Below are 21,837 nucleotides of genomic sequence, written 5' to 3'. Positions count from 1 at the left end.
TCTGGAGCCGATGCACCCATGACCATTTCCGCCAACGACCGACGCAAGACCTACGTGGGGAACGGCGTCGCGACCGCCTTCAACGGTCCGCGGGCATTCCTCGCAAATCACATTCAGGTTTTCACCGGTACCCATCCGGTGTACGCCTTGGTGCCGCCTTCTCAGTACACGGTTGCCGGTCTGCGCGCCAACGCGACCACGATCACCTTCAGTACCGCACCAGCGTTGAATCTGGACATCCTGATCCTGCGCACTGTCCCGATGGACCAGCCGGCCGACATCACCAACCAGGGCGCGTTCCTGCCGGAGATCCACGAGGACGCCTTCGACTACCGAGTGATGCAGCTTCAACAGCTGCTCGACAACGGCATGCAGCTGGTGCAGGACCCAGACACGGGTGAGTTCGTCTGGGACGCCAAGGGCAATCGCATCACCAACGTAGCCGACGCGAAGGTCGCAGGGGACGCAGTGAACCTGCGTACGATGATGGAGCTGATCGAAGAGATACAGAACGGCGGTGGCTCGGTCGGGGTCTCCCCAAAGTTCTGGGCATTCGTGGGGGATGGAGAAGTGACCGATTTCCCGCTCCCTGGGTCGGACGTACTCGACCCGCTGTTCTACGACACTGCGGTTGAGGCGACTGTCGGGGCTGGCGACTATCTAGTCGCCAAGCCGGGGGACTATCAGATTCTCCCACCGGTCGATGGGTCAGCTCCTGCAATTCGCTTCGCCACACCGCTCGCAGATGGCGTGCGCGGCTTCACCGTGCTGCGCGGCTACGCGCGCCCTTGGATCGGTGAACCGCCGATCTACACGGTTGCACCCCAGATCATCAGCGTGACAGGCAACACCACGGTCGATGGCAGCATGCATAACACTTTGATCGTGGCCAATTCGGCGACGCCGATCACCATCACGATCCGGGAGAACACCGGAAGCACCTCGGACTGGAAAGGCGGCGAGTTCTTCTCCGTCATGCAGCTGGGTACGGGGCAGGTCACCCTGGCGATTGCCGGAGGGGCAGGCCAACTGAATGTCCCAGCTAACTTCCAGGCAAAGACGCGCGTGCAGCGGTCGATCATCTCTGCAACCTGCCTCGCGCCCGATGCCGATACCTGGGTCGTTGCTGGGGACATGCTGCGAGTGGCTACAACGCCGGACCTGCAGTGCTTCAGCCTGGTCGACAGGTCGGTGCTGATCGGTACTAACATCGCGGCCGGTTCGCGCAAGGACGCATTCTTCCTGCCCTACGGCTTGCTGTTGGACCCCATCGCGAACGGTGGCCTCTACGCTACGCTGGAAACAGCCCAGGCCACTGGCGTGGTGCTGACCGTCGACGTCAACCGCAATGGGACCAGTATCCTGTCGACGAAGCTGACATTCGATAACAACGAGCGCAGCACGCTGACAGCGGCCACTCCTCCTGTGCTGGAAGCGGGAGGCAACATCTTGGCCAAGGGCGACGAAATCACCATCGATGTTGACCAGGTCGGCACGGCCGCGGCGAAGGGGCTGCGAGTGTACCTGGTTGGGCAGAGGGCTGGCTGATATGACCGCACGCATCTATGACCGCCCGGACCTCGACCAGTTCAAGGCTCTGCTGCCGCTGATGGTGCTGGGTAGCTTCCCGTCGGCGACGCCTTCGCAGGCCTACGAGGGCCGCCTGCAGATCCTCAACGGGGTCGGCGACTGCTTTGTTCGGCAAATCGACGGAGCCAAGCTGCCGGAAGGCCACCGGTTGTACGTCGACCAGGCCACGAGGCAGGTCGTGCTGGCATGGCCGGCCTACCAGCCCGGCGCTGCGCCCATCGACAACCCCGGCTTCGAGTCAGGCCCGGTTGGCTGGGACAGTGGTGCCGGGTGGGTTATCGCCACCGAGAACCCCCCCGAAGGCTCCTGGGCGGCAGGCTTCAACAACACCAACGGCGAATCGATCATCTCCAACCGGGCGCGCTACTCGGTGTATCCCGGGCAGGTGACCAATGCGAAATGCAAGGTTCGTCAGGGTGCGTCCTCTGAGGGCAATGCTGGGGCGTCGGTGCTGTTGGAGTACCGAGACCTAAGCGGAGACGTAGTCCATAGGGTAGAGGGTAATCGGGTAATGTCGGCCAGCAAGAATCGGGTCTACGATTCGAACGTGACTGGGCACGCCCCAAGCAATGCTGAAACCGTGAACATTGCCGGTAACGGTATTCGCTTTCGCGAGAACAAGATTCTCTTTGTTGACTCGTTCGAGTGGGATCATTCCGTGGCTGCGGCCGGCATCAATTACGAAACTAGCCTTTGCATTACTCTGCTGGTGAGCGATTCGGCCGGCCGGTCGGTTCAGTGGTCCGGGTGTATCCAAGTTGGCAACCCCGCAAGTGGGATCTCCGCCGCTGTCCGGCACTGGTGGAACATGGACGAGGAAAGCTCGGTGTCGGCATTGGCCGATCAGACGGGCAATGCAGCGCTGACCCTGTTGAACAAGGGCAATGCGGTGTTCCGGGGCGCCACGATCCGCGCAGGTGGATCAGCTTCGATTGCGTTCACCGGGAATGCGGCCGCATCTTCCTCCTACTTCCCTGGTTGGATCACGCAGACCGACGACTATGCTGTGGCTGCGTGGGTTCGCCTCGCGGCCGGCACAGCATCGGACCGGCGGACGATCATCGGCGATGCCCCGGCGATCGACGGTGCTGGCTCGATGCCCATCAACTACCGCGTGAACGTGAACGTAGCGCCCGGGGGCCAGGCTGAAGCCTTCTGGGAGTACGGCGACGGCATCGACGAGGCGGTGATCTGCTCCGGAGAGATCGCCGCCGCGGAACCCGTGTTGATGATCGTCAGCCGCAGTGCGTCGAGCGGCCAGGTGATCTGCCACATCAACGGCGTCAGGGTAGCGAGCCCTGCATTCGCCAATCCACCACAGGGCGGCGGCGATCCAACCAAGCGGCTGACTGTCGGCAATGTCCAGTCGCTGGACCAGCCGTTCCAGGGCTATCTGCAGGATGTGGCCGTGTTCGACCGCCCCTTGACTGACGTGGAGGCGGCTTGGCTGTACAACAGCGGAGCCGGTCGGAGCTATCAGGAGGTGACCTCGGGCCACGAAACGCCCACCGAGCGGGTGAAGATCACTATCCCCGCGCAGGTCGAAGCTATGGCCGGCTTCCCGCTCTACGTCGACCTGTCCCTCTTGCCGAGCGAAGTGTGGAACGGCCTGGCCCACCGCGACGGCCGTGACATTCGGATCAAAACCGCGGCCGGCCTGGACGTTCCGTTCCACCTGGTGCGCGTCGACCCTGGTGCGCGTGCGGGCTCTCTGTTCATTCGGGCAGATCTGAGCGCCACGCTGCCGACGGAGCTTTACTTGGTCTACGGCGATCCGGCCTTGGGAGCCGTGGCTGCAGGCGCCCCCAACGGTTCAAATGCCGTATGGGCGGACTATCACCGCGTGTACCTGTTCCATATCCTGGAATCAGACGCAACTGGCGTGGGCGTGGACGCATTGCGGCAGGCGCGCGTGAAGCTGTTCGAAAAGATCGCTGAGAAGACCGGCCTTACCGAGCATCAGGGTCTCTGCTGGGATGGGAGCCACTATTACGTTGTGGACACCAATGCCATCCACAAGTACGACGCCAGCTGGAACTTGGTGGCCAGCAACAGCAACCCCATCGGGGACATTGGAAACGGCACCAACCACTGCGGCGATCCGGACGTGTATGACGGCGTCCTGTACGTGCCGGCTGAGAACTACACCAGCGTGTCTGTGTTCTCCAACCAGCGAATTGCACGTTTCAGGACCAGCGATCTGACGCTGATCGACTCGGTAGACGTGTCGGCGCAGGGCGATGAGGTCTCAACAGTGGCTGTCGACGCGGAGCGGAACACCCTGTGGACCACCCGATATAGCGACTCATCCCAGCACCGTATCAACGGTTACAACCTACAGACTTTGGCCTATGCGGGCTCCAGCTCGGGCTCGCCTGGCGCGATGCGCGTCCAGGGCATGCAGCGGTGGCGTGGAAAGTGGTTCGTCAACGGTGACACGGCGGATTACACCTTCCGGATCCCCGAGAACTTGGGGAGCGCTCTTCGTGTTTGGACCGACATTCCGGATGGCGCAACGACGCGGGCCGGAAACTACGAGGGCCTGGGAGCCACCGACGACGAGCTGCTGGTGCTACGGGACGAGGGGACCAGCACCACGGTGCACACCATCCGCCCGTTGTCGGTTGAGGCTGGTGGCGGCTTTGAGGCGATCAGCAGCCCAGACGGCGCTGGCTGGATGCGGGCGACTGGGTTGACCAATCAAGCCACCTTCACAATGGGCGCGACGATCATCGGCAAGGCCTTCGACGTGACCAATCAGGCTCTGCTGTCCTTCACCGCGGAGACCACGGCGAACACGAGTCGAGTGACCCTCGGCTACCGGGGGACGACAGGCAAGCTCGGGGTTTGGGATACCCCCAACGCATGGCTTGAATCCATCAGCAGCCCAGCCGCGGGGACAAAGCTGAGGGTGCACACCCGATACATTGGGACCACCTCGCGCTCGCTGTTCGTGAACGGTGTGCGGGAGGCGCATGCGGCGCCGATCACCACCGCCCCCGCCGGTAAGGCCTCGCTCTATATGGGTGCGGAAGATCAGAGCATTGCCGAGCCGTTTGCCGGCAGGATGGGATTCGTCTACCTGCGCGCCAGCGCGCTATCGGATGCCTGGATCGCGGCCGAGTGCGCCAACCTGGCCAGCCCGGGGAGCTTCTACACTGTGAGCCCGGCCTGACCGGGCTAGGCGTTCAACCGTGTAGTAGGACACCGCCGCGCAAAGGACTGCGCCGGCGGTACCGATCAGCAGGCTGCGCCAGCCGGCAATGTCCTGCCCGCGTAGCCAATACATGATCGGGTAGTGCCACAGGTAGATCCCATAGGACAGGCGGCCAATCCAGACCAGCGGGAACCATGAGAGCCCCGGCACATTCTGCGCACCCAGTACCAGGAACAGGGCGCCAACCTCAGCCATCGCCATCCAGCCCATCAGCGCAGCCGGGTTCTTGACGACGGCCTGGGACACAGCAGCAATCAGCAAGGTCGCCCCGAGATACGGTGTCCACCTCGGTAGGGTCGGCCTGGCCAACCCAGCAGCAGCGCCCAGCAGGATCCCCGAGAGGCGTGTGTCGAATCGGTAGTAAGGCTGGAACCATGCGTCGTCGTTGAGCACTACGTGCCAACGCCAGAGCGTGGCGGCTACCGCCAGGAGCAGTACAGTGGCCGCCCACCAACGCCTCGGCAGGCGGAACACCGCCAGCAGCACGATCGGCCACACAAGGTAAAAGTGTTCCTCGACTGACAGGCTCCAGGTGTGCTGTAGGTACCACGGCACTCGCCAGAAGGCGAAACCGTAGTCCGAGAGATAGAGGCCGGCAACGACAGCGTCCCGCAGGTGGTTGTCGCGACTCGGGAAGGCCCATGGCGCGGCGACCAGATACACGGCCAGTAGCAGCAGAAGGGCGGGGTAGAGCCGGCGGAGGCGACGTAGGTAGAAGGCGCCGACCCGCAACGAACCGGTCGCGGCGTGCTGCTCGGCGAGGATGCGCGTGATCAGGTAGCCGGACAGGACGAAGAAGACGTCCACGCCGAAGAAGCCGCCGAATCCACCGAACAACCGCGCATGGAAGGCCAGCACCAGGATTACAGCGACGGCTCGCAGGCCGTCCAGCGCAGGGTTATATCGCATGGACTCCCCTCCATGGCATCGGGTCGGATTGTGCCACGGCCGGGCCAGGCACAATGAGACCGGCGTCTACGCGTCAGGCAACCGCCTGCAGCAGATCCTCGCGGTTGTTCCGTGGCGTATTCACCGCGCGGCTGACGCGGTAGGCCTCCATTGCCGGCGTCTCGCTGGCCAGCAGCATCGCCATCGCGTCGTCCGGGCCGGCTGCCATCCACTCATCGATCTGGCCGGCCTGCAGCCACACCGGCATGCGGTCGTGGATGTCGGCCGAGACGCCGCTGCTGTCGCCGGTGATGATGGTGAAGGTGCCCAGATTGCCGTCGGGCAGCAGAGGGCTGGTGTCCTCCCACAGGCCGGCGGCCAGCAGCGGCCCGGTCGCGTGGATGAACCACGGGTCTTTCTTCCCGTCCTCGTGGCTGACCGACCACTCGTAGTACCCGGCCATGGGGATCACGCAGCGACGCTTCTTGAACGCCGACCGGAAAGCGGGCTTGGTGGCCACCGTCTCGATGCGGGCATTGATGGTTGAGCCCTGCAGGCCCTTGGCCTTGGCCCAGAACGGCAGCAGGCCCCACGCAAGGCGGGTGACCTGCCGGCCTTCGCCCCGGTCCAGGATTACCGAGGCCCGCTGTGTCGGCGCGAGGTTGTAGCTGGGCTGGATCTCGGCCAGGCCGGGCGCAAGGTCAGCCAGCCCCGGCTGGCCGAAGTCGATCACGGGGAGCTGGACGAATCGGCCGCACATGGCCGGAGGGTAGCCCTGCCGACCGTGCCCGGGGCGTGTAGGCCGAGGCCAAGATCAGGTGGGACCTAGATCATCAGGCGTCAACCCAGCGAGCGCCAAGATCCTATCCCTTCTCATCTGCTCACCCCAGAGGACCCATGCTTGGTCGACGGTCAAGGTTCCCGTCGTATTGCAGGCCGGGCAAGTTAGCTGCACGCCACCTTGGATATCGGAGAGACCACAGCCGCGGGACATACGCGATTCGTCCCCGCATCCGCCGCACTTAGCCTGAAGAGTCTCGACTCGCTCGATCGTCCCATTTAGGCGCAACAAAGGGCGGATCCGAAGGATCCGGAAAGCAGTCGGTGGTGTCATGTGTCGTGCCTGTGAGGGGCTAGACACGGGGGCGAAGGATTTCGCGCCAGAGAGGAGCCAGATGCGTCAACCATACAGCATGAATTGTTAAGAACTTCGTGCTGGACAAAATTCTCTACGCAGGAAGCTGTGTCGGCAAGTTGCTCAACCCGGGGGCGCGTGAGCAGCGCCGCGCCGGCACCATCCCCGAACAATTCAGGCAGGTCGCCGCCGTGTTCGCAGGATCTGCGACCGCCAGCCGTATCCTTCCGGCCATGCATTCCTCCCACGGTTTCCGCTCCGCCCCAATTCCATCTGGCTGGGTCCAGACCGGTGAGCGCTGGGCGCTCTGGTACAACGGCCGTGAGACGGCCAGCGTCACGCCCGATGGCGGTCCCGGGGTCCGGCTATGGATGGAAGGCCAGAAAATGTGGCAGGTGAAGGAAGTGCGCGCGGCGAACGTCCGGCAGGCGAAGCGGTACGCCGAGCGCTGGTGTGCGGCCAGGCTCTATCCCGATCTGCCCCTGCGCCAGGCAGTCGCCCGGCTGACCGACAGCACCCCGATCCAACCGGAGCCGCCACTGCCTGGCCTGCCGCCGACTCGTGAGCAGCAGCAACAGGCCCGGCGCCTAGCCGAGGCCGGGCGGTTGGAACTGGCGCGGATCAAGGAAGCGCTGGAACCGCGCCGACCGCCGAAGGAGACCAAGCCCAGAGCGAGGGATCCGATGAAGGCGTGGGTCAAGGCAGGTAGAGAGCAGCTGTCCCGCGCTCGAATCTGATCCCCCGTTCAGGGGAGGCGGTCGACTCAAACTGCTTGCCACACTTGCCCTTTCACCAGAGAGAGCAATGATGAACGCTACCAATCGAAAGACCGCCAGCTTCGGAGTGCCGTGGGAATCGGCCTACGGGTACGTACAGGCCGTCCGCGTCAACAACACGATCTTCGTGTCCGGCCAGCTCTCGCACACGCCGCAGGGCGAGCTGGTTGCGCCGGCGGAGCTGGGGGCCGACGGCAAGCCCGCCAACTTCGATACCATGGAAGCCCAGATGAGGCGCACCTACGAGAACGCGCAGGTGCTGCTGGCAGAGCTGGGGGGGTCGATCGCGGACGTGGTCGAGGAAACGCTGTTCGTCATCGACGTTCCGGCCGCTTTCGCGGCCAGTAGCAAAGTCCGGCCGGCCGTGTATGGCCAGCCGGTGCCGCAGGTGGCCAGCAACCTGATCGGGGTCTCGGCGTTGGCCTTCCCCGAGCAGCTGATTGAGATTGCCTTCCGGGCGGAAGTCCAGGGTTAAGGCACTATGTGGGCGGGGCTTGCTCCGCCCGTTCCTTGCGGTGAGTAGGCCACCGATGGTTCCTACGAGCGCCTCGGCCCGGACAAAGCCAGGACGATCTCCGGCGTGCCGTACGCTACTTCTCCGCAGCGGGCTTGGCGCGGGGCTTCAATCTGAAGCTCACGCCCATCCGGTTGATCGCGTTCATGGCCGCAATGGTGAGCGTGAGGTCGACCAGGTCTTTCTCGCCGAATACTGCGGCTACTTTTTCGTACGCCTCATCAGATGCATGGGTTTCGCTCACGAGCGTCACTTCCTCTGCCCATGCCAGTGCGGCGCGCTCTTGTTCCGAGAATAGATAGGCGGCCTCGTGCCAAACAGGTAGGAGAGCGATTGTGTCGAACGGCATGCCTTCCTTAAGCAGATCACGGGTATGAATGTCGATGCAGTGGGCGCAGCCGTTTAGCTGCGACACACGCAAAAACACCAGATGCACCAGTTTCGGCGGCAGAGAGGTGCCCGCGGTCACAAAGTGATGCAGTTGCCCCACGGCTTTGGCGCCCTCGGGAGAGACTACGAACCAGTTCGCTCGATTCATTTTAATGGGTCCTTTTCGGGTATCTGTGGGGCCGGAATCGCCCCACCCGAAGCAAGGACGCCGACGGGCAGTAGTTCGTGACACCTGCCTAGGCTCGTCGCGATCCGCTGCATGTACGCTCGCCGAGGAAGGGGATGCTGGCCGTGGGGCGCTAGATACGGGGCGCGGCGGGGAGCACCCGGAGAAGATCCTCGATTGGCGGGACAGGGAAGGGGAATTGGCTGAAGGGGGGATCGCATCGCCGCCTTTCGGATGGCGTCGGGTAGAGCCGCCATATGCACCCTATCGGCTCGTAAGTGATTGATTGCTAGAGTCGCAATCGACACTTTTGGGGAGCTTCATTGTTATGAAGATTCCTTGCCAATCAACGAGATGGGCCGAACAGTAACGATGCCTGGGGGGCAGAGGGTCGTCGGTTCGAATCCGGCCGTCCCGACCAAAAGCAGCGATAGAACAAGGGCTTGCGCCATACGGTGCAGGCCCTTCTTCGTTGTGCACCCTATCGTCACCCTATCGAATGGCGAGGATGCCCGTGTTGATCTCGGTCCACGGCCTTTCGTGGCCTTCCAGATACACCTCGGTCATCGCCGGCGAGCTGTGTGTGAGAAGGTGCTGCACTTGTTCTTCCGACCAACCTCGACGGTTGTGTGGAAGAGCACCGCCAAGCCTGCGGATCTCCTGGAGTGACACCTGATGCATGCCGATCCAAGCTGATTGACTCGCGGACGTCCTGGAACTCGCGGCTCTCCGCTGATGCGCTCGATTGCCAGGCGAAAGGCGTAGTTCTTCGACGCTTCACTGAAGTCCAACGGTCTCGCCGGCGATGGCCTTTGCGATGATGGCCGAGCTCGGCACAGTGGCGTAGGCGCGGTAGCAAAAGATCCTGGAGGTCAGTGCCTGCAAAAACGTGATTCTTATGGCGGTTCGAAAATTTAATCTGCGGTTCGGGGAAGTCCTACAGATCGATGGCTGAGGTTCGGGTTGGAAAATGCTGATCTGTATGTTAATAACGCATCTTGAATCACGGAAGAAGGCGGGTGGCGGAATGAAATCACCCATTAAAGTGGCAATGCTGTTCATCGCGCTTTGTAGCAGCAATGTTGCGATGGCCGACGCTCGGCTACAAGTCGAAATAGTTCCGCTGAAGGGCGACCTGGGAGAAACTTCAATCGCGTTGAAGCTCTCGAATGTCGGTGACCAGGTTGCGGTAGTCGCTGAGTCTTCTCTGCCGACGCTCAATGCTCGCAAAATGTTGTTGGATGATCCCTTCATAGTGAAACAGCAGGATGGGCGCGAAGTCCAGTTCTTCGGGATAATGAGGGATACGCTCTCCGAAACTCCGAGTTCTTTGTCCATACCTCCTGGCGGCAGTTTCAGCCTAGATATAAATCTTGCAAGTGGCTATAGTCTGTCGCCAGGGCTGGGTTACACCATTGGCTTGCGAGCCCCGATTTCCTATCGCACCGCCGACGGCAGGAATGCGGAAGCTGGGCCCATAAAGCGGCAATCAGGCAAGTGGCAAAGTGCGTATCCCGCACCCCGCACGGTTGTTGTACCCGTTACTGGAAGAACAATGAAGCAAGCCCGGGCGGGGGAGTTTCTTGAACCTGTGGCATGTGTCGATCCGGCCGGCACCCCGCCTTCGGCCAAAAAAGTGCAATTTTTCAGAGTGTATTGGCTGGGGTAACGATTGGTGCAGGAAATGCGCTGAGCCAGCTCCAGCAGATGACTGAGGTCGATACAACATCTGAAACTGAGTTGTGGCTGAGGTTCAGCCCCTCAGTTCACTATACGCGCTATTTCGGGGAGCATGGCCCGGACGTCAACGTCGTTGCCGGTGAAGATGTCAACGAAGATGATGCGCTGGTTGATAGCACTTTGATGGCGATCATCTGGAGAATTTCGGGAGACGGAGTGACCCCCGAAGCCGCCGGTGTCCCTCTCCTGCCGGTGCAATGCTGACGAAGTGCCGGCAGACACCATTGCTTATGTGCAGTCAGGTGCTCCATACGTAATTCACGCATGCCCTGTATTTTGGTCCCTATCTATGCTGCCCGCCAATCACATTGGTGAACCCTCAAAGGTTGGCACGATGGTCCACGAGTTCACTCATTTTACTGACGACAAGGGCATGGCGCTGCGGCATCCGCCGGTCCCCGGCAAGAATGTCTCATCTCTTTCGTACGCACTAGAGTTGGCGGCCAGCTCACATCCAGGCGCTGTTCGATTCCCGAACGCGTACAAGTTTTTCGTTTTGGGTCAAGCACACGGTTTTTCTCCGCCGGAATAGTCCGAGGCAGGAGGGTGCGGTCATTGGAGCCCGCCAAGCCGCCGCCGGTGACCAAGCTCCGTCCGAGCGACGCCCGTAGGGCGTAGATGAGGGCAGGGCCGCAGCAGATGCGGAGCCATGTTTAGTCCCGGTGGCTGCAACCCTATCAGCGCGGAAGTAATTGATTGAATTGGGCCTCAATCGGCACTTCTGGGAGGCCCGGTGCAGGCCTGAAACCCTTATAGATCAACGGGATGGGGCAACCAGTGATGATGCCTGGGGACAGAGGGTCGTCGGTTCGAATCCGGCCGTCCCGACCACTGTGATGAATCAAGAAGCCCGCGCAGCGATGCGTGGGTTTTTTTTGTGCGTGCGGTGTATGCTGCGCGCCACTCGTACTACCGCGGCTGCTGAACCCGGTACTCACGAGAACACATCATGGAATCTGCAAGAAACCGTGCCTGGCGTCGCAGCCAGGCCCGCAACCATGGTGGCGACCGCGCCACGACCGCCTACAGCTACAAGCCCGAGAAGAACTGGAAGCTGCTGTATACGCGCGATGCCAAGCTCGCGCGCGCACGCCAGCTGGGCTTCACCTATCCGGTCCTCAGCGCCCGCCAACTGCAGGAACAGGAATGATCAACCTGCTGTTCGTCTGCAGCCGCAACCAGCTGCGCAGCCCGACCGCCGAAGCCATGTGGCGACGGCGGCCCGGCTTCAACGCGCTGTCGGCCGGTACCAGCCCGCACGCACGACGCCCCATCGGCCCGGCGGATATCCGCTGGGCCGATGTCATCTTCGCGATGGAGGCCAAGCACCAGCATCGCCTGCAGGCCACGTACGCGCGACTGCTGGAACACAAGCGCCTGCATTGCCTGGACATCCCCGACGACTATCGCTGCATGGATCCGCTGTTGATGGACCTGCTGGACGCCAAGGTGGCCGTGTATCTCGATCAGCTGCCGGCAAAGCAGTAGATCAGTTCCGGATCGCCTTCGTCCAATCCATGCACGATGCCACTTTCGATGAAACCCGAGGCGGCGAGCAGGCATTGCATGCTGGTGTTAGATGCATTCGTCGAAGTAAACAGCTTGCCTTGCCCCTGCAGCGCGATGGCATGGCGCAGCAGGGCGGCGCCGGCGTCCTGTCTGCGTTGTTCGCGCGCCACCATGAGCATCTCGGCGAAGGCTTCGCCGAAGAAGTGACGATGGATGACCAGGTAACCGGCCAGCTGGCCGGACCGTTCGGCCACGTGCATGCCACCGCTGGCCTGCCAGTCGCTGATCTGCCGTGCGCGCCGCGGATCGTGGGCCGCAACGCTGTCGAGCGCGATCAACGCGGGAACGTCGGCGGGCATTGCCTCGCGGATATGCAGCGTCGTCGAGGAAGGATCGGGCGGCACCATCGAAGCTCCTGGGCTGGTTGCGCCCAGTCTATCGATCACGTCGGCCGTGTCCGCGCATGCGCCACAGCCAGCGCGTGGCAGGCAGTCAATACACCCGGAACTCGGCACGGCAGCCGTCGCTGACCCACACGCCGCGACGGTCCCATCCCCAGTTGCGGTCCTCGATGCAGGTCGTCACCGATTTCTGCTTGACCAGCCGCACCTCGTGGCGGACGCGGATGCGGCACTCCTTGTCCTTGTTCTCGTAGGACTCGCAGACCAGGCGTTCACCCTCGTTGTCGCGATCACGGCCACGGCCACGTCCCGGCCAGCGCCCGTATCCGTCGGCGACGAACTCGGCGCGGCAGCCGTCGGTCACCCATAACGTGCGGCGGCTCTGGCCCCAGTTCTGGTTCTCCACGCAGCGGGTGACCGACAGTTGCCTGGCCAGGCGCATCGGGCCCTCAATGGGGCATTGCTCGGTCTTGTTGAACTGGGATTCGCAGCGCAGCGCTGGAATGTGATCAGTGTCGTGGTCCTGGGCGGCCACGGCGGTGGCGGCCAGCAGCAGGGCAAGGACGGCACCGGTGATCGGCAGCAGCGGGCGAAGGGTCATGGGGAGCCTCGAGCGGGGGATTCGGGCGGCAAGAATGACCCAGCACGGGGCCGTCGGAACGCATCGTTCCGGAAGTGGCTCAGTAAGGATTTAGTAGTGCGCACGGGCCCATGCAGAGGCTTACATCCCGTATCATCGCTGCACATCCGATCGCATCGGTTTACACCTTCTTACATGTCTTCCACGCCTGTCGGCGCAGCCTGTGGCTGCCGTCACTGGTGTGCGGGCGGCCTGTGCGGGAGGATGCGCGGACCACGACGACCACAGGGGGTTGCGTTGATCAGCAGTACCGTCATTCATCGCTCGGCCGACGCAGGCGGCGCCGAGGTGCGGGTCCTGGACACCACGTTCAAGGGCAAGCACGTGTTCACTGCCTGGGGCCTGCGCGGGCCGGAACTGACCCGCAGCGCGGACCCGGTTGCGACCGTGGCCGCACGCAAGGCGCTGCACGCGGTTGCCGGCCACAGCGAAGGGCCGCGCAGCCCGGAAGTGTTCATCGCCAACCAGTCGGCGGTGGCGATCACGGTCTATCGCCTGCTTACCGAAGCGCGCTCCGGCGATGCCATCTTCTTCCTGTGCGATTCCCAGGCGGTGGTCGAATGGCTGATCACCGCGCTGGAAGTGCAGGGCGCGGACTGATTCCGCGTTCCGGCGCGCATTGATTCACGCCAGCGCCGCGTCCACGGCGGCCCGCGCATGCAGTGCAGTGGTATCGAACAGCGGCACTGTGCTGTCCTCCGGCCGTACCAGCAGCATGATCTCGGTACAGCCGAGGATGATGGCCTCGGCGCCGCGCGCGACCAGTCTCTCGATCACGCCGGCGTAGACCTGTCGTGAGTGTTCGCTGACCACGCCGGCGATCAGTTCCTGGTAGATGATGTCGTGCACGCTGCGACGATCATCGGCTTCGGGAACCAGGACCTCCAATCCGAAGCGATCCTGCAGCCGGCCGCGGTAGAAGTCCTGCTCCATGGTGAAGGCGGTGCCGAGCAGGCCCACCTTTCGCGCCCCTGCCTGCACGATGGCCTGGGCGGTGGGGTCGGCGATATGCAGCAGTGGCAGTGGGCAGGCCGCCTCGATGCGGTCGGCCAGTTGGTGCATGGTGTTGGTGCAGACCAGCAGCAGTTCGGCACCACCGGCCTGCAGGCGCCGTGCGGCCTCAACCATGTGGTCGCCCAGTGCATCCCAGTCGCCGTCGTGCTGCAGCTGCTTGATCGGGGCGAAGTCCACCGACCACAGCAGCAGCTGCGCCGAATGTGCGCCACCGAGGCGCTGCCGCACGTCCTCGTTGATGAGCCGGTAATACTGCGCCGAGCTTTCCCAGCTCATGCCGCCGATCAGGCCAAGGGTCTTCATGCACAGCTCCATGCCGGGGAGCCGTCATTGCAGCACAGCCGATGCGGGAGTTGCACTACACATTAGTGATTGCTAATGTATTGGTCATGATCGAGAACGCCCTCTTCAAAGCGCTGGCCGACCCCACCCGCCGCCACATCTTCGAAAAGCTGGCCGAGGGCGGGCAGCATGCCAGCGCGCTGCGCGAGGGCATGGCGATCAGCCAGTCTGCGATGTCCCAGCACCTGGCGGTGCTGCGCGATGCCGGGCTGGTGAGCGAACAGCGCCAAGGCCGCTTCGTCTACTACGAGGTCGATCCGCGCGGACTGGCCCACATCGGCAACTGGCTGCAGCGATACCGGGCCTACTGGCCCGCGCGTATGGATGCCTTGCGGGATCTGCTGAAGGAGATGGATTGATGGACGACGTTCTGAACGAAGCGGCTCCTGCGTTGGTGATGGAGCAGTGGCTGCCAGCGCCACCGGAACGGGTCTGGCGCGCACTGTTGGACCCGGCGCTGCGTGAGCGCTGGTTGCCCGCAGCCGATCTTGCCGACCCGCAGCCCTGCCTCTGCGAGGAGGGACGGGAGCTGGGCTTCCGCTTGCGCGATGCGCAGCCCCCACATCTGCACAGTCTGGTGTGTTTCCGGCTGCGCGCGGATGAGGGTGGAGGGACGGTGCTGACCATCGTGCATCGGCTCACTGACCGGCGTTCTCTGATCCGGCCGGCTTCCAACGATGAGCATCGCACGGTGATGCGCGCGGCTTGAACCAGCGCTTGGATCGAACGCTATAGGGAGCAGGCACATGCGGGACAGGATGCAGCTGGTACCGATGGTGGTGGAACGCAGCGAGCGCGGCGAGCGTTCCTATGACATCTACTCGCGGCTGCTGCGCGAGCGCATCATCTTTCTCAACGGCGAAGTCGATGACACCGTATCGGCGCTGGTCTGCGCGCAACTGCTGTTCCTGGAATCGGAAAACCCGGAGAAGCCGATCCATCTGTACATCAACTCGCCAGGCGGAGTCATTTCCAGCGGCTTGGCGATGTACGACACGATGCAATACATCTCTGCTCCGGTGCATACGCTGTGCATGGGCACCGCGCGGTCGATGGGGTCGTTCCTGCTGATGGCCGGCGAGCCGGGTCACCGCGCGGCGTTGGCCAATGCCAGCCTGCACGTGCACCAGCCGCTGGGCGGGGTACAGGGCCAGGCTTCGGACATCTTCATCCACGCCGAGGAAATGCAGCGCACCAAGCAGCGCATCACCCGGCTGTATGCGCAGCATTGCGGACGCAGTGTCGAGGAGGTCGAGCAGACCCTGGACCGCGATCGTTTCATGAGTGCCGAGCAGGCATGCGAATGGGGCCTGATCGACCAGGTACTGGTACGGCGCGACGAGCACGCGGCCTGAGCCTGCCTCTGTAACCACCACATCCACGCTGTGCTGTATGTGCCGCGCGTTGCAGACGCACTCTATGCTCGTACGGTCTTCTGAAGTGGATGTGCGCCATGGCCCTGCATACCTGGTGGTGGTTCCTCGCCACGGTGTTCGTTCTGTGTGGCACGCCGGGGCCGAACATGCTGCATATCCTCGGCCGCAGCGTCGGACTCGGCTTCCGCGGCAGTGTACCGGCGATGGCCGGCTGCCTGCTGGCGATGCTGCTGGTGCTGGCCGCGTCCGCTGCTGGCCTGAGCGCATTGCTTCATTCCTCGCCGATGCTGTTCGAAGTGCTGCGCTATCTGGGCGTGGCCTACCTGGCCTGGCTGGGCCTGAAGGCATGGCGCGACAGCTGCCGTCCCGCGCCTACGGTGACGGTGGATGCCGCACTGCCGATGATGCCGACGCTTGGTGCCTGGACCGTGTTCCGTGGTGGCCTTCTGGTGGGCCTGAGCAATCCCAAGCTGCTGCTGTTCGCGGCGGCGTTCCTGCCGCAGTTCGTTGACCCGTCACGTGGCCAGGCGTTTCAGTACAGCGTGCTGGTGGCCACCTTCGCCGCTTGCGAACTGTTCTGGTACGTGATGTATGCAGCCGGTGGCCATGGCCTGCGCCGCTGGCTGGCCGAACCCTTTGCGCGACGCTGGTTCGAGCGGTTGGTCGGTAGCGTGTTCCTGGCGTTTGCCGTCGCGCTGCTGCGCTTTCGTCCGCGCTGATTCACGCCGCGCACGCGGCCTGTTCACGACTGCCGCATCGGTGACGGCCTAGCCTGATCATCCAGTACGCAGTCCCCGCAGGGAAAGGTTTGACATGATCAAGTGGGCCATCATCTTCGCCATCATCGGTGTGATCGCAGGCGTGCTCGGCTTCGGTGGCATCGCCGGTGCCTCGGTCGGCATCGCCAAGTTCCTGTTCTGGGCCGGCATCATCATCGCCGTGGTGCTGTTCCTGCTCGGCATGACCGTGGCCAAGAAGGTCAGCTAGCGTTGATCGCGCAGCAGCGTGCTCAGTGCGCGCTGCTGCGCGAAAACAGGTTGATCACGAGTACACCGGTGCAGATCAGGCCGATGCCGATCAGCGCGGGTGCATCCAGGCGCTGCTTGAACACCACCAGCCCGATCAGCGAGATCAGCACGATGCCGACGCCGGACCAGATCGCGTAGGCGATGCCGGTCGGGATCGACTTCATGGTCATCGACAACAGGTAGAAGCACAGTCCATAGCCGACCAGTGCGCCCAGTGTCGGCGCCAGCCGGCTCATGCCGTCGGACGCCTTCAGCAGTGATGTGGCAATCACTTCCAGCACGATGGCAGCGGCAAGGTAGAGATAGGAATTCATTGACCGCTCCAGCTCATTGCGCTCAGTTTCAGCGCCTGTTCGGCCATGGTCAATGCGCTGGCACGTTCCTGCGCGTCCAGCGGGTAGGCCGTGGCCCAGCAGCCATTGGCAGCGTGCAGCGCGCCGCGTACCGCTGGCGTCGCCAGGATTCGGCCAGCATCGCACGCTTCGAGGACGTCAAGCGCAGGCAGCGTTGGTTCCATCGGGTTGCCCGCGCTTCGAAATCGCCGATCAGCGCGCCGGTGGCTTCATCCACCAGCAGCCAAGCCATTACGGCAGGCTACTTCGATGGTGGCCCGCAGCAGTGATTGGCGCACGCGGTCGGCTGCCTTGCGGCGCGAACAGGAGCGGATACCGGCGTGGCGGGAAGAAACCGACTGGACGGTACGACTGTAGCGCAGGCCCACCGCGTTGCCGCGCGCTGCCGGCCAAGGCCGGCAGCGGAGCCATCATGCGTCGATGCGGGCGAAACGCGGTTGCGGTCCGTGCTCGCCCGGCACCTGCTCGACGAACATGGCGTACGGGCGTACCCACAGGCCACCTTCGCCATACAGCGCGCGGTACAGCACCATCGGTTGCAGGGTCTCACTGCTGCGGACGATGTCGAGCACTTCGTACTCGCCGCCCTTGAAGTGGCGGTAGCGGCCTGGGGCCAGGGTGGGTAGCGGACTCAGCTCAGCCATGGGCGGCGCGACTCACTTGCGCGCCGGGCTGGCCGGCTTCGCGCAGTAGGCATCGATGGCTTCGGCGGTGTTGGCCAGGCCCTGTGCCTGCGCCAGTTCCCACGGACGTTCGCAACGCTGGCTGTGCTCGCACCACTGGTAGCCGGCCGAACCGATGCAACCGTGGGCATCGCGGTCGCCACCGACCTTCGGCGTGGCAGGCGAAGTGGCCGCCGTATCGGCACGCGCAGCGGCCTGATGCTGGTTGGCACAGGCGGACAGCACCAGCAGGGCTGGAATCAGAAGAAGCGCTTTCATCGGGCGGGCTCCGTGCCTAAAGCGACAGTGTCTGCCGCAAATAGCCCTGCAGCAAGCGCTCAGTGCAGGGCGGCGCGGATCAGTTCCTCGATCAGCACGAGGTAGCTGGCCACGAAGTAGAACTTCAGCAGCGTCCAACGCTGCTGCGAGAAGAAGGTGCGCATGTGGAAGGGGCCCCTGTTGGTGACGGTAGTGTGAAGCTCCGCCAACTCCGTGACAAGGGTCACGAAAGGGGACTCACTAAACGGCCTCAGGGATGTGATGGCGGGGCGCCCTGACAGCGCGGCGCGGCATTTTCGTACAAATCTGATGGGCCATCCCGGAGGCGATCGCTAGCCTGATGGGGTACCGGTGCTCAGGGCCCTCCGTCGCCGGCTTGACCCATTCCGCAGGAGTCTCCAATGGTCATTACCGTTCAATGCAATGCCCGGCACTGGTCCGTACTGGACCCGCAGGCGCATGACGCAACACGTTATGCACGGGGCGCCGAGGCCTTCGATGTCGCCGCAGCGCGGGCCCAGGAGCACCACCGCCGCACCGGCCAGTGCAGCACGGTACGGGTCGAGGCGCTTGGCAATTCCGTGGACGCACTCCACTTCGGACGTTGACACCACCCGGCCGAGGTGCAGTCAGCCACGGTTGAGCTCTTTGAATGGGGAAAGAACCGCCTTGGGGGCACCCCCTGTCCGCCGGGCCGCGAATCCCGGATGCTTGCGCCATCGTATTCATGTGGAGATTCCGATGGGCAAGGCACTCACCTGGCGCGCCCTGGCCTGCACGCTGCTGCCGATGTTGGCCGCCGCAGGCGGCGCGCAGGCGCAGAGCTATGGCTACGGTTATGACGACGATCGCTATGGCGGTCGCGACGGCGGCGGCATCGTACGCTGCGAATCGATCAAGAACCGCAGCAATGAATGCCGCCTGGAAGGCCGTGCCCGGATGATCCGCCAGTTGTCCGGCTCGCCGTGCGTGGAAGGCGAGACCTGGGGGCAATCGCGCTACGGCGTCTGGGTCACCCAGGGCTGCCGTGCCGAGTTCGTCGGCGACTACCGCCGCGGCGGTGGCTGGGGTGGTGGCCATGGCAACGGCTGGGGCAATGGTGGCAATGGCTGGGGCGGGGGCGGGGGCGAGGTGATCACCTGCCATTCCAACGGTCACCGCCAGGAATACTGCGATGCCCGCATCCGCCGTGGCGTGCGCCTGGTCCGCCAGGATTCACGCAGTGCCTGCATCGAAGGCCAGACCTGGGGCTGGGACCGCCGTGGCATCTGGGTCAGCGACGGCTGCCGGGCGCAGTTCCAGGTGAATTGAGCGCGCCCCTCGAAAATCAGAATAATCTGATACAGCTCACATTTTGAACGTCGTATCTTCTGCGAATCAGGGCACCCCTGCGTGCCCCTGATCCGTCGCGATGACGTCTGCCGTAACCGGCACGCCCATCCCGCCACCGTCGATACGCTGCCTCAAGGAGTGAGCTGCATGTTGATCCGCCTGCAATGCGAGCAACGCCAATGGCGCGTGCTGCACCCGGACCGGCCCGAACCGATCGAGTTCCGCGACGGTGCCAGAGCCTATGATTTCGCCGAGACCCTTGCACGTCTCCACTTCGTCGACACCGGGCAGCGCGCTGCGGTGCGGGTGGAAGCCAGCGGCGCCTTCGTGGAAGCGGTCAGCTACGGCTGAGGGTTGGGGCTTCCGGCCAGATCCGGTTCTGGGACCCCGCTATCCACGCATGGCGTCGATCTACTTTGCATCTGGCGTGGGTCTGCGCCTCTGTTCCGCAGTAGATCCACGCCATGCGTGGATCCACGGATTGGCAATCGGCCTCAGCCGGCCGCGCTGAGCGGCGGTGTGCCGGCGGCCAGCTGCGGCCAGCGCTTGAGTACCGCCGCGCGGATGCCCGCGGCATCGATACCGGCTTCGGCCAGCAGGTCTTCACGGCTGGCGTGGTGCTGGTAGCTGTCGGGCAGGCCCAGGTGCAGGATCGGGCGCAGCACGCTTTCGGCATTGAGCAGCTCACCGACGCCGGAGCCGGCGCCACCGGCCACCACGTTGTCTTCGATCGTCACCAGGCCCTCGTGCTGGGCGGCCACAGCCAGCAACAGCTCGCGGTCCAGCGGCTTGATGAAACGCATGTTGACCACGCTCAGGCCCAGTTCGCGGCCGACCTGCTCGGCGGCGGCCACCGTGCTGCCGAAGGCCAGCAGGGCGATGCGGCTGCCCTGCAGGCGCAGCTCGCCCTTGCCGATCGGCAGGGTGGACAGGTCGGTGCCGGCAGCCACGCCGGTGCCGGTGCCACGCGGATAACGCACGGCTGCCGGGCCGGGGTGCTGCAGGCCGGTGCTGAGCATCTGCCGGCATTCTGCTTCGTTGGAGGGGGCCATCACCACCATGTTCGGCACGCAACGCAGGAAGCTCAGGTCGAGGTTGCCGGCATGGGTCGCGCCGTCCGGGCCGACCACGCCGGCGCGGTCGATCGCGAACAGTACATCCAGGTCCTGGATGGCCACGTCATGCACCAACTGGTCGTACGCGCGCTGCAGGAAGGTCGAGTAGATCGCCACCACCGGCTTGCCCCCCTGGGTCGCCATGCCGGCGGCGAGGGTGACCGCGTGCTGTTCGGCAATGGCCACGTCGAAGTAGCGCTGCGGGTATTCCTTGCTGAAACGCACCAGGCCGGAGCCTTCGCGCATCGCGGGGGTGATGCCGTACAGGCGCGGTTCGGCGGCGGCGGCATCGCACAGCCAGTCGCTGAACACATCGGTGTAGGTCGGCTTCTTGGCACCGGCCTTGGCCACCAGGCCCTTGTCCGGATCGAACGGACCCACCGCGTGGTAGCCGATCTGATCGCCTTCAGCCGGCTCGTAGCCCTTGCCCTTTGTCGTCATCACGTGCAGCAGCTTCGGGCCCTTGGAGGCGCGCAGCGTCTTCAGCGTGGACAGCAGGGCGGGCATGTCGTGGCCGTCGATCGGGCCGGTGTAGTGGAAACCCATTTCCTCGAACATCGTGGACGGCACGAACATGCCCTTCCAGTGTTCTTCCCAGCGCTTCACGAAGCGCGCCGGGTTGTTCTTCTTGTCACCGAGGATCTTCTTGCCGCCTTCGCGCAGCGCATTGAGCGTGCGGCTGCCGGTAGCACGGCCGAGCATCTTGGTCAGGCCGCCGACCGCCTCGGAGATCGACATGTTGTTGTCGTTGAGGATCACCAGCAGGTTCGGTTCCGGCTCCATGCCGCCGGCATGCATCAGCGCTTCGAACGCCATGCCGGCGGTCATCGCGCCGTCACCGATCACGGCCACGATCTTGCGGTCGTCGCCTTCGGACTGGCGGGCGATGGCCATGCCCAGTGCCGCCGAGATCGAGGTCGAGGAGTGGCCGACGCCGAAGGTGTCGTACTCGCTTTCCTCGCGCTTCGGGAACGGCGCGACGCCGTCCTTCTGCTTGACGGTATGGATCTCGTCGCGGCGGCCAGTCAGGATCTTGTGCGGGTAGGTCTGGTGACCCACGTCCCAGACCAGCTGATCGACCGGAGTCTGGTAGAGGTAGTGCAGGGCCACGGTGAGTTCGATCACGCCCAGGCCGGCGGCGAAGTGGCCGCCGCTCTTGCCCACCGATTCGATGAGGTAGGCGCGCAGTTCGTCGGCGACCGCCCTCAATTCGGATTCGTCGAACGTGCGAAGGTCATCCGGAGTCTGGATGCGCGCGAGGCGGGGATAGCGGGCAGAGTCGATCATCATGTTCGCACTTTTTCTGAACGCCCATTTTCGCCCTCAAACGGGGGTGGGGCAAGCAAACGCCGCCGCCCGTGACAAGACGG

29 protein-coding genes and 1 tRNA gene are annotated in these 21,837 nt (G+C 63.8%); 20 read left to right on the top strand and 10 right to left on the bottom strand.

The genetic code is table 11. From position 1 onward, the window contains the following. The first annotated feature begins 18 nt into the window (after window positions 1–18). Together ACTXG9_RS04640 and ACTXG9_RS04635 are read left to right on the top strand one after the other, a co-directional pair. On the top strand, window positions 19–1,548 hold the full coding sequence (locus ACTXG9_RS04640) for a hypothetical protein (protein WP_456115562.1): 1,530 nt from the start codon (window positions 19–21) through the stop codon (window positions 1,546–1,548). 1 nt (window position 1,549) lies between these two features. Next, window positions 1,550–4,765 (top strand): LamG-like jellyroll fold domain-containing protein, encoded by a 3,216-nt coding sequence (locus tag ACTXG9_RS04635; RefSeq protein ID WP_456115563.1) that lies wholly within the window; start codon window positions 1,550–1,552, stop codon window positions 4,763–4,765. Here the strand turns inward: ACTXG9_RS04635 and ACTXG9_RS04630 are convergent. Together ACTXG9_RS04630 and ACTXG9_RS04625 are read right to left on the bottom strand one after the other, a co-directional pair. Beyond that, entirely contained in the window at window positions 4,688–5,716 is a 1,029-nt protein-coding gene (locus ACTXG9_RS04630) for an acyltransferase family protein (protein WP_456115564.1), read from the bottom strand. The two genes, ACTXG9_RS04635 and ACTXG9_RS04630, sit on opposite strands and share 78 nt — an antisense overlap. Before the next feature lie 73 nt (window positions 5,717–5,789). Further along, on the bottom strand, window positions 5,790–6,455 hold the full coding sequence (locus ACTXG9_RS04625; RefSeq protein WP_456115565.1) for an SOS response-associated peptidase: 666 nt from the start codon (window positions 6,453–6,455) through the stop codon (window positions 5,790–5,792). A 608-nt stretch (window positions 6,456–7,063) separates the two neighbouring features. On the opposite strand from ACTXG9_RS04625, the gene ACTXG9_RS04620 reads away from it, so the two are divergent. Continuing rightward, window positions 7,064–7,567, top strand: coding sequence for a hypothetical protein (locus ACTXG9_RS04620; RefSeq protein ID WP_456115566.1), 504 nt, complete (start codon window positions 7,064–7,066; stop codon window positions 7,565–7,567). 67 nt (window positions 7,568–7,634) lie between these two features. Further along, window positions 7,635–8,081 carry a RidA family protein gene (locus tag ACTXG9_RS04615; protein WP_032954355.1) on the top strand — a complete coding sequence of 149 codons (447 nt, stop codon included), beginning with the start codon at window positions 7,635–7,637 and terminating at the stop codon, window positions 8,079–8,081. Between the two features lie 115 nt (window positions 8,082–8,196). Here the strand turns inward: ACTXG9_RS04615 and ACTXG9_RS04610 are convergent, their stop codons facing one another. Beyond that, on the bottom strand, window positions 8,197–8,658 hold the full coding sequence (locus ACTXG9_RS04610; RefSeq protein WP_019660562.1) for a carboxymuconolactone decarboxylase family protein: 462 nt from the start codon (window positions 8,656–8,658) through the stop codon (window positions 8,197–8,199). 1,045 nt (window positions 8,659–9,703) lie between these two features. Between ACTXG9_RS04610 and ACTXG9_RS04605 the strand changes: the two genes are divergently transcribed. The 6 genes from ACTXG9_RS04605 to ACTXG9_RS04580 all read left to right on the top strand — a co-directional run bounded on the left by ACTXG9_RS04605 (window position 9,704) and on the right by ACTXG9_RS04580 (window position 11,904). After that, window positions 9,704–10,345, top strand: coding sequence for a hypothetical protein (locus ACTXG9_RS04605; protein WP_134729880.1), 642 nt, complete (start codon window positions 9,704–9,706; stop codon window positions 10,343–10,345). A 38-nt stretch (window positions 10,346–10,383) separates the two neighbouring features. Continuing rightward, the gene (locus tag ACTXG9_RS04600) at window positions 10,384–10,620 is read left to right on the top strand and encodes a hypothetical protein (RefSeq protein WP_031269379.1); all 237 of its coding nucleotides are present in this window, start codon (window positions 10,384–10,386) and stop codon (window positions 10,618–10,620) included. After that, window positions 10,592–10,948 (top strand): M35 family metallo-endopeptidase, encoded by a 357-nt coding sequence (locus ACTXG9_RS04595; RefSeq protein WP_111097974.1) that lies wholly within the window; start codon window positions 10,592–10,594, stop codon window positions 10,946–10,948. Before ACTXG9_RS04600 ends, ACTXG9_RS04595 begins: the two co-directional genes overlap by 29 nt. Before the next feature lie 229 nt (window positions 10,949–11,177). Further along, window positions 11,178–11,247 (top strand) — tRNA-OTHER (locus ACTXG9_RS04590). A gap of 118 nt (window positions 11,248–11,365) precedes the next feature. Continuing rightward, entirely contained in the window at window positions 11,366–11,566 is a 201-nt protein-coding gene (locus ACTXG9_RS04585) for a hypothetical protein (RefSeq protein ID WP_021202185.1), read from the top strand. After that, entirely contained in the window at window positions 11,563–11,904 is a 342-nt protein-coding gene (locus tag ACTXG9_RS04580; protein WP_021202184.1) for a low molecular weight protein tyrosine phosphatase family protein, read from the top strand. Before ACTXG9_RS04585 ends, ACTXG9_RS04580 begins: the two co-directional genes overlap by 4 nt. On the opposite strand, the gene ACTXG9_RS04575 is transcribed toward ACTXG9_RS04580, so the two are convergent. Continuing rightward, window positions 11,883–12,332, bottom strand: coding sequence for a GNAT family N-acetyltransferase (locus ACTXG9_RS04575; protein ID WP_197575176.1), 450 nt, complete (start codon window positions 12,330–12,332; stop codon window positions 11,883–11,885). The genes ACTXG9_RS04580 and ACTXG9_RS04575 overlap by 22 nt on opposite strands. Window positions 12,333–12,417: 85 nt before the next feature. Then, a complete protein-coding gene (locus ACTXG9_RS04570) occupies window positions 12,418–12,927 on the bottom strand; it encodes a DUF3011 domain-containing protein (protein WP_111102445.1) in 510 nt (169 codons plus the stop codon). 243 nt (window positions 12,928–13,170) lie between these two features. Between ACTXG9_RS04570 and ACTXG9_RS04565 the strand changes: the two genes are divergently transcribed. Next, window positions 13,171–13,566: a hypothetical protein gene (locus tag ACTXG9_RS04565; RefSeq protein ID WP_019660558.1), complete on the top strand. Its 396-nt coding sequence runs from the start codon at window positions 13,171–13,173 to the stop codon at window positions 13,564–13,566. Window positions 13,567–13,590: 24 nt separating this feature from the next. Here the strand turns inward: ACTXG9_RS04565 and ACTXG9_RS04560 are convergent, their stop codons facing one another. Further along, window positions 13,591–14,283, bottom strand: coding sequence for an aspartate/glutamate racemase family protein (locus ACTXG9_RS04560; protein WP_026347077.1), 693 nt, complete (start codon window positions 14,281–14,283; stop codon window positions 13,591–13,593). Between the two features lie 41 nt (window positions 14,284–14,324). Here ACTXG9_RS04560 and ACTXG9_RS04555 point away from each other — a divergent pair, with 41 nt between their 5' ends. The 5 genes from ACTXG9_RS04555 (at window position 14,325) to ACTXG9_RS04535 (ending at window position 16,685) form a co-directional block, all read left to right on the top strand. Next, the gene (locus ACTXG9_RS04555; protein WP_425605097.1) at window positions 14,325–14,681 is read left to right on the top strand and encodes an ArsR/SmtB family transcription factor; all 357 of its coding nucleotides are present in this window, start codon (window positions 14,325–14,327) and stop codon (window positions 14,679–14,681) included. Further along, a complete protein-coding gene (locus ACTXG9_RS04550; protein WP_021202180.1) occupies window positions 14,681–15,031 on the top strand; it encodes an SRPBCC family protein in 351 nt (116 codons plus the stop codon). Before ACTXG9_RS04555 ends, ACTXG9_RS04550 begins: the two co-directional genes overlap by 1 nt. A 37-nt stretch (window positions 15,032–15,068) precedes the next feature. After that, a complete protein-coding gene (locus ACTXG9_RS04545) occupies window positions 15,069–15,677 on the top strand; it encodes an ATP-dependent Clp protease proteolytic subunit (protein ID WP_021202179.1) in 609 nt (202 codons plus the stop codon). A 98-nt stretch (window positions 15,678–15,775) separates the two neighbouring features. Continuing rightward, window positions 15,776–16,417, top strand: coding sequence for a LysE family translocator (locus tag ACTXG9_RS04540; protein ID WP_019660553.1), 642 nt, complete (start codon window positions 15,776–15,778; stop codon window positions 16,415–16,417). Window positions 16,418–16,511: 94 nt separating this feature from the next. Then, a complete protein-coding gene (locus ACTXG9_RS04535; protein WP_021202178.1) occupies window positions 16,512–16,685 on the top strand; it encodes a DUF1328 domain-containing protein in 174 nt (57 codons plus the stop codon). 22 nt (window positions 16,686–16,707) lie between these two features. On the opposite strand, the gene ACTXG9_RS04530 is transcribed toward ACTXG9_RS04535, so the two are convergent. After that, the gene (locus tag ACTXG9_RS04530; protein WP_206621267.1) at window positions 16,708–17,040 is read right to left on the bottom strand and encodes an SMR family transporter; all 333 of its coding nucleotides are present in this window, start codon (window positions 17,038–17,040) and stop codon (window positions 16,708–16,710) included. Window positions 17,041–17,153: 113 nt separating this feature from the next. On the opposite strand from ACTXG9_RS04530, the gene ACTXG9_RS04525 reads away from it, so the two are divergent. After that, on the top strand, window positions 17,154–17,348 hold the full coding sequence (locus ACTXG9_RS04525) for a hypothetical protein (protein ID WP_206621268.1): 195 nt from the start codon (window positions 17,154–17,156) through the stop codon (window positions 17,346–17,348). 141 nt (window positions 17,349–17,489) lie between these two features. On the opposite strand, the gene ACTXG9_RS04520 is transcribed toward ACTXG9_RS04525, so the two are convergent. Then, window positions 17,490–17,723, bottom strand: coding sequence for a DUF1653 domain-containing protein (locus ACTXG9_RS04520; RefSeq protein ID WP_019660549.1), 234 nt, complete (start codon window positions 17,721–17,723; stop codon window positions 17,490–17,492). Between the two features lie 12 nt (window positions 17,724–17,735). Then, window positions 17,736–18,020: a hypothetical protein gene (locus ACTXG9_RS04515; RefSeq protein WP_005410420.1), complete on the bottom strand. Its 285-nt coding sequence runs from the start codon at window positions 18,018–18,020 to the stop codon at window positions 17,736–17,738. 401 nt (window positions 18,021–18,421) lie between these two features. Here ACTXG9_RS04515 and ACTXG9_RS04510 point away from each other — a divergent pair, with 401 nt between their 5' ends. From ACTXG9_RS04510 to ACTXG9_RS04500, 3 genes are all read left to right on the top strand, one after another. After that, complete coding sequence (locus ACTXG9_RS04510; protein WP_021202175.1) at window positions 18,422–18,628, top strand: hypothetical protein; 207 nt, start codon at window positions 18,422–18,424, stop codon at window positions 18,626–18,628. A gap of 133 nt (window positions 18,629–18,761) precedes the next feature. Beyond that, window positions 18,762–19,331, top strand: a complete 570-nt coding sequence (locus ACTXG9_RS04505; protein ID WP_206621269.1) for a DUF3011 domain-containing protein — start codon at window positions 18,762–18,764, stop codon at window positions 19,329–19,331. Between the two features lie 168 nt (window positions 19,332–19,499). Beyond that, window positions 19,500–19,703, top strand: coding sequence for a hypothetical protein (locus ACTXG9_RS04500; protein ID WP_005417823.1), 204 nt, complete (start codon window positions 19,500–19,502; stop codon window positions 19,701–19,703). A gap of 143 nt (window positions 19,704–19,846) precedes the next feature. Here ACTXG9_RS04500 and dxs read toward each other — a convergent pair whose 3' ends face one another. Further along, on the bottom strand, window positions 19,847–21,754 hold the full coding sequence (dxs, locus tag ACTXG9_RS04495) for a 1-deoxy-D-xylulose-5-phosphate synthase (protein ID WP_206621285.1): 1,908 nt from the start codon (window positions 21,752–21,754) through the stop codon (window positions 19,847–19,849). Window positions 21,755–21,837: the final 83 nt, after the last annotated feature.

This window comes from Stenotrophomonas maltophilia group sp. LNF247, from assembly GCF_054083135.1.
Note: the sequence above shows the minus strand (reverse complement) of the source record. Positions and strands in the feature narration are given on the sequence as shown.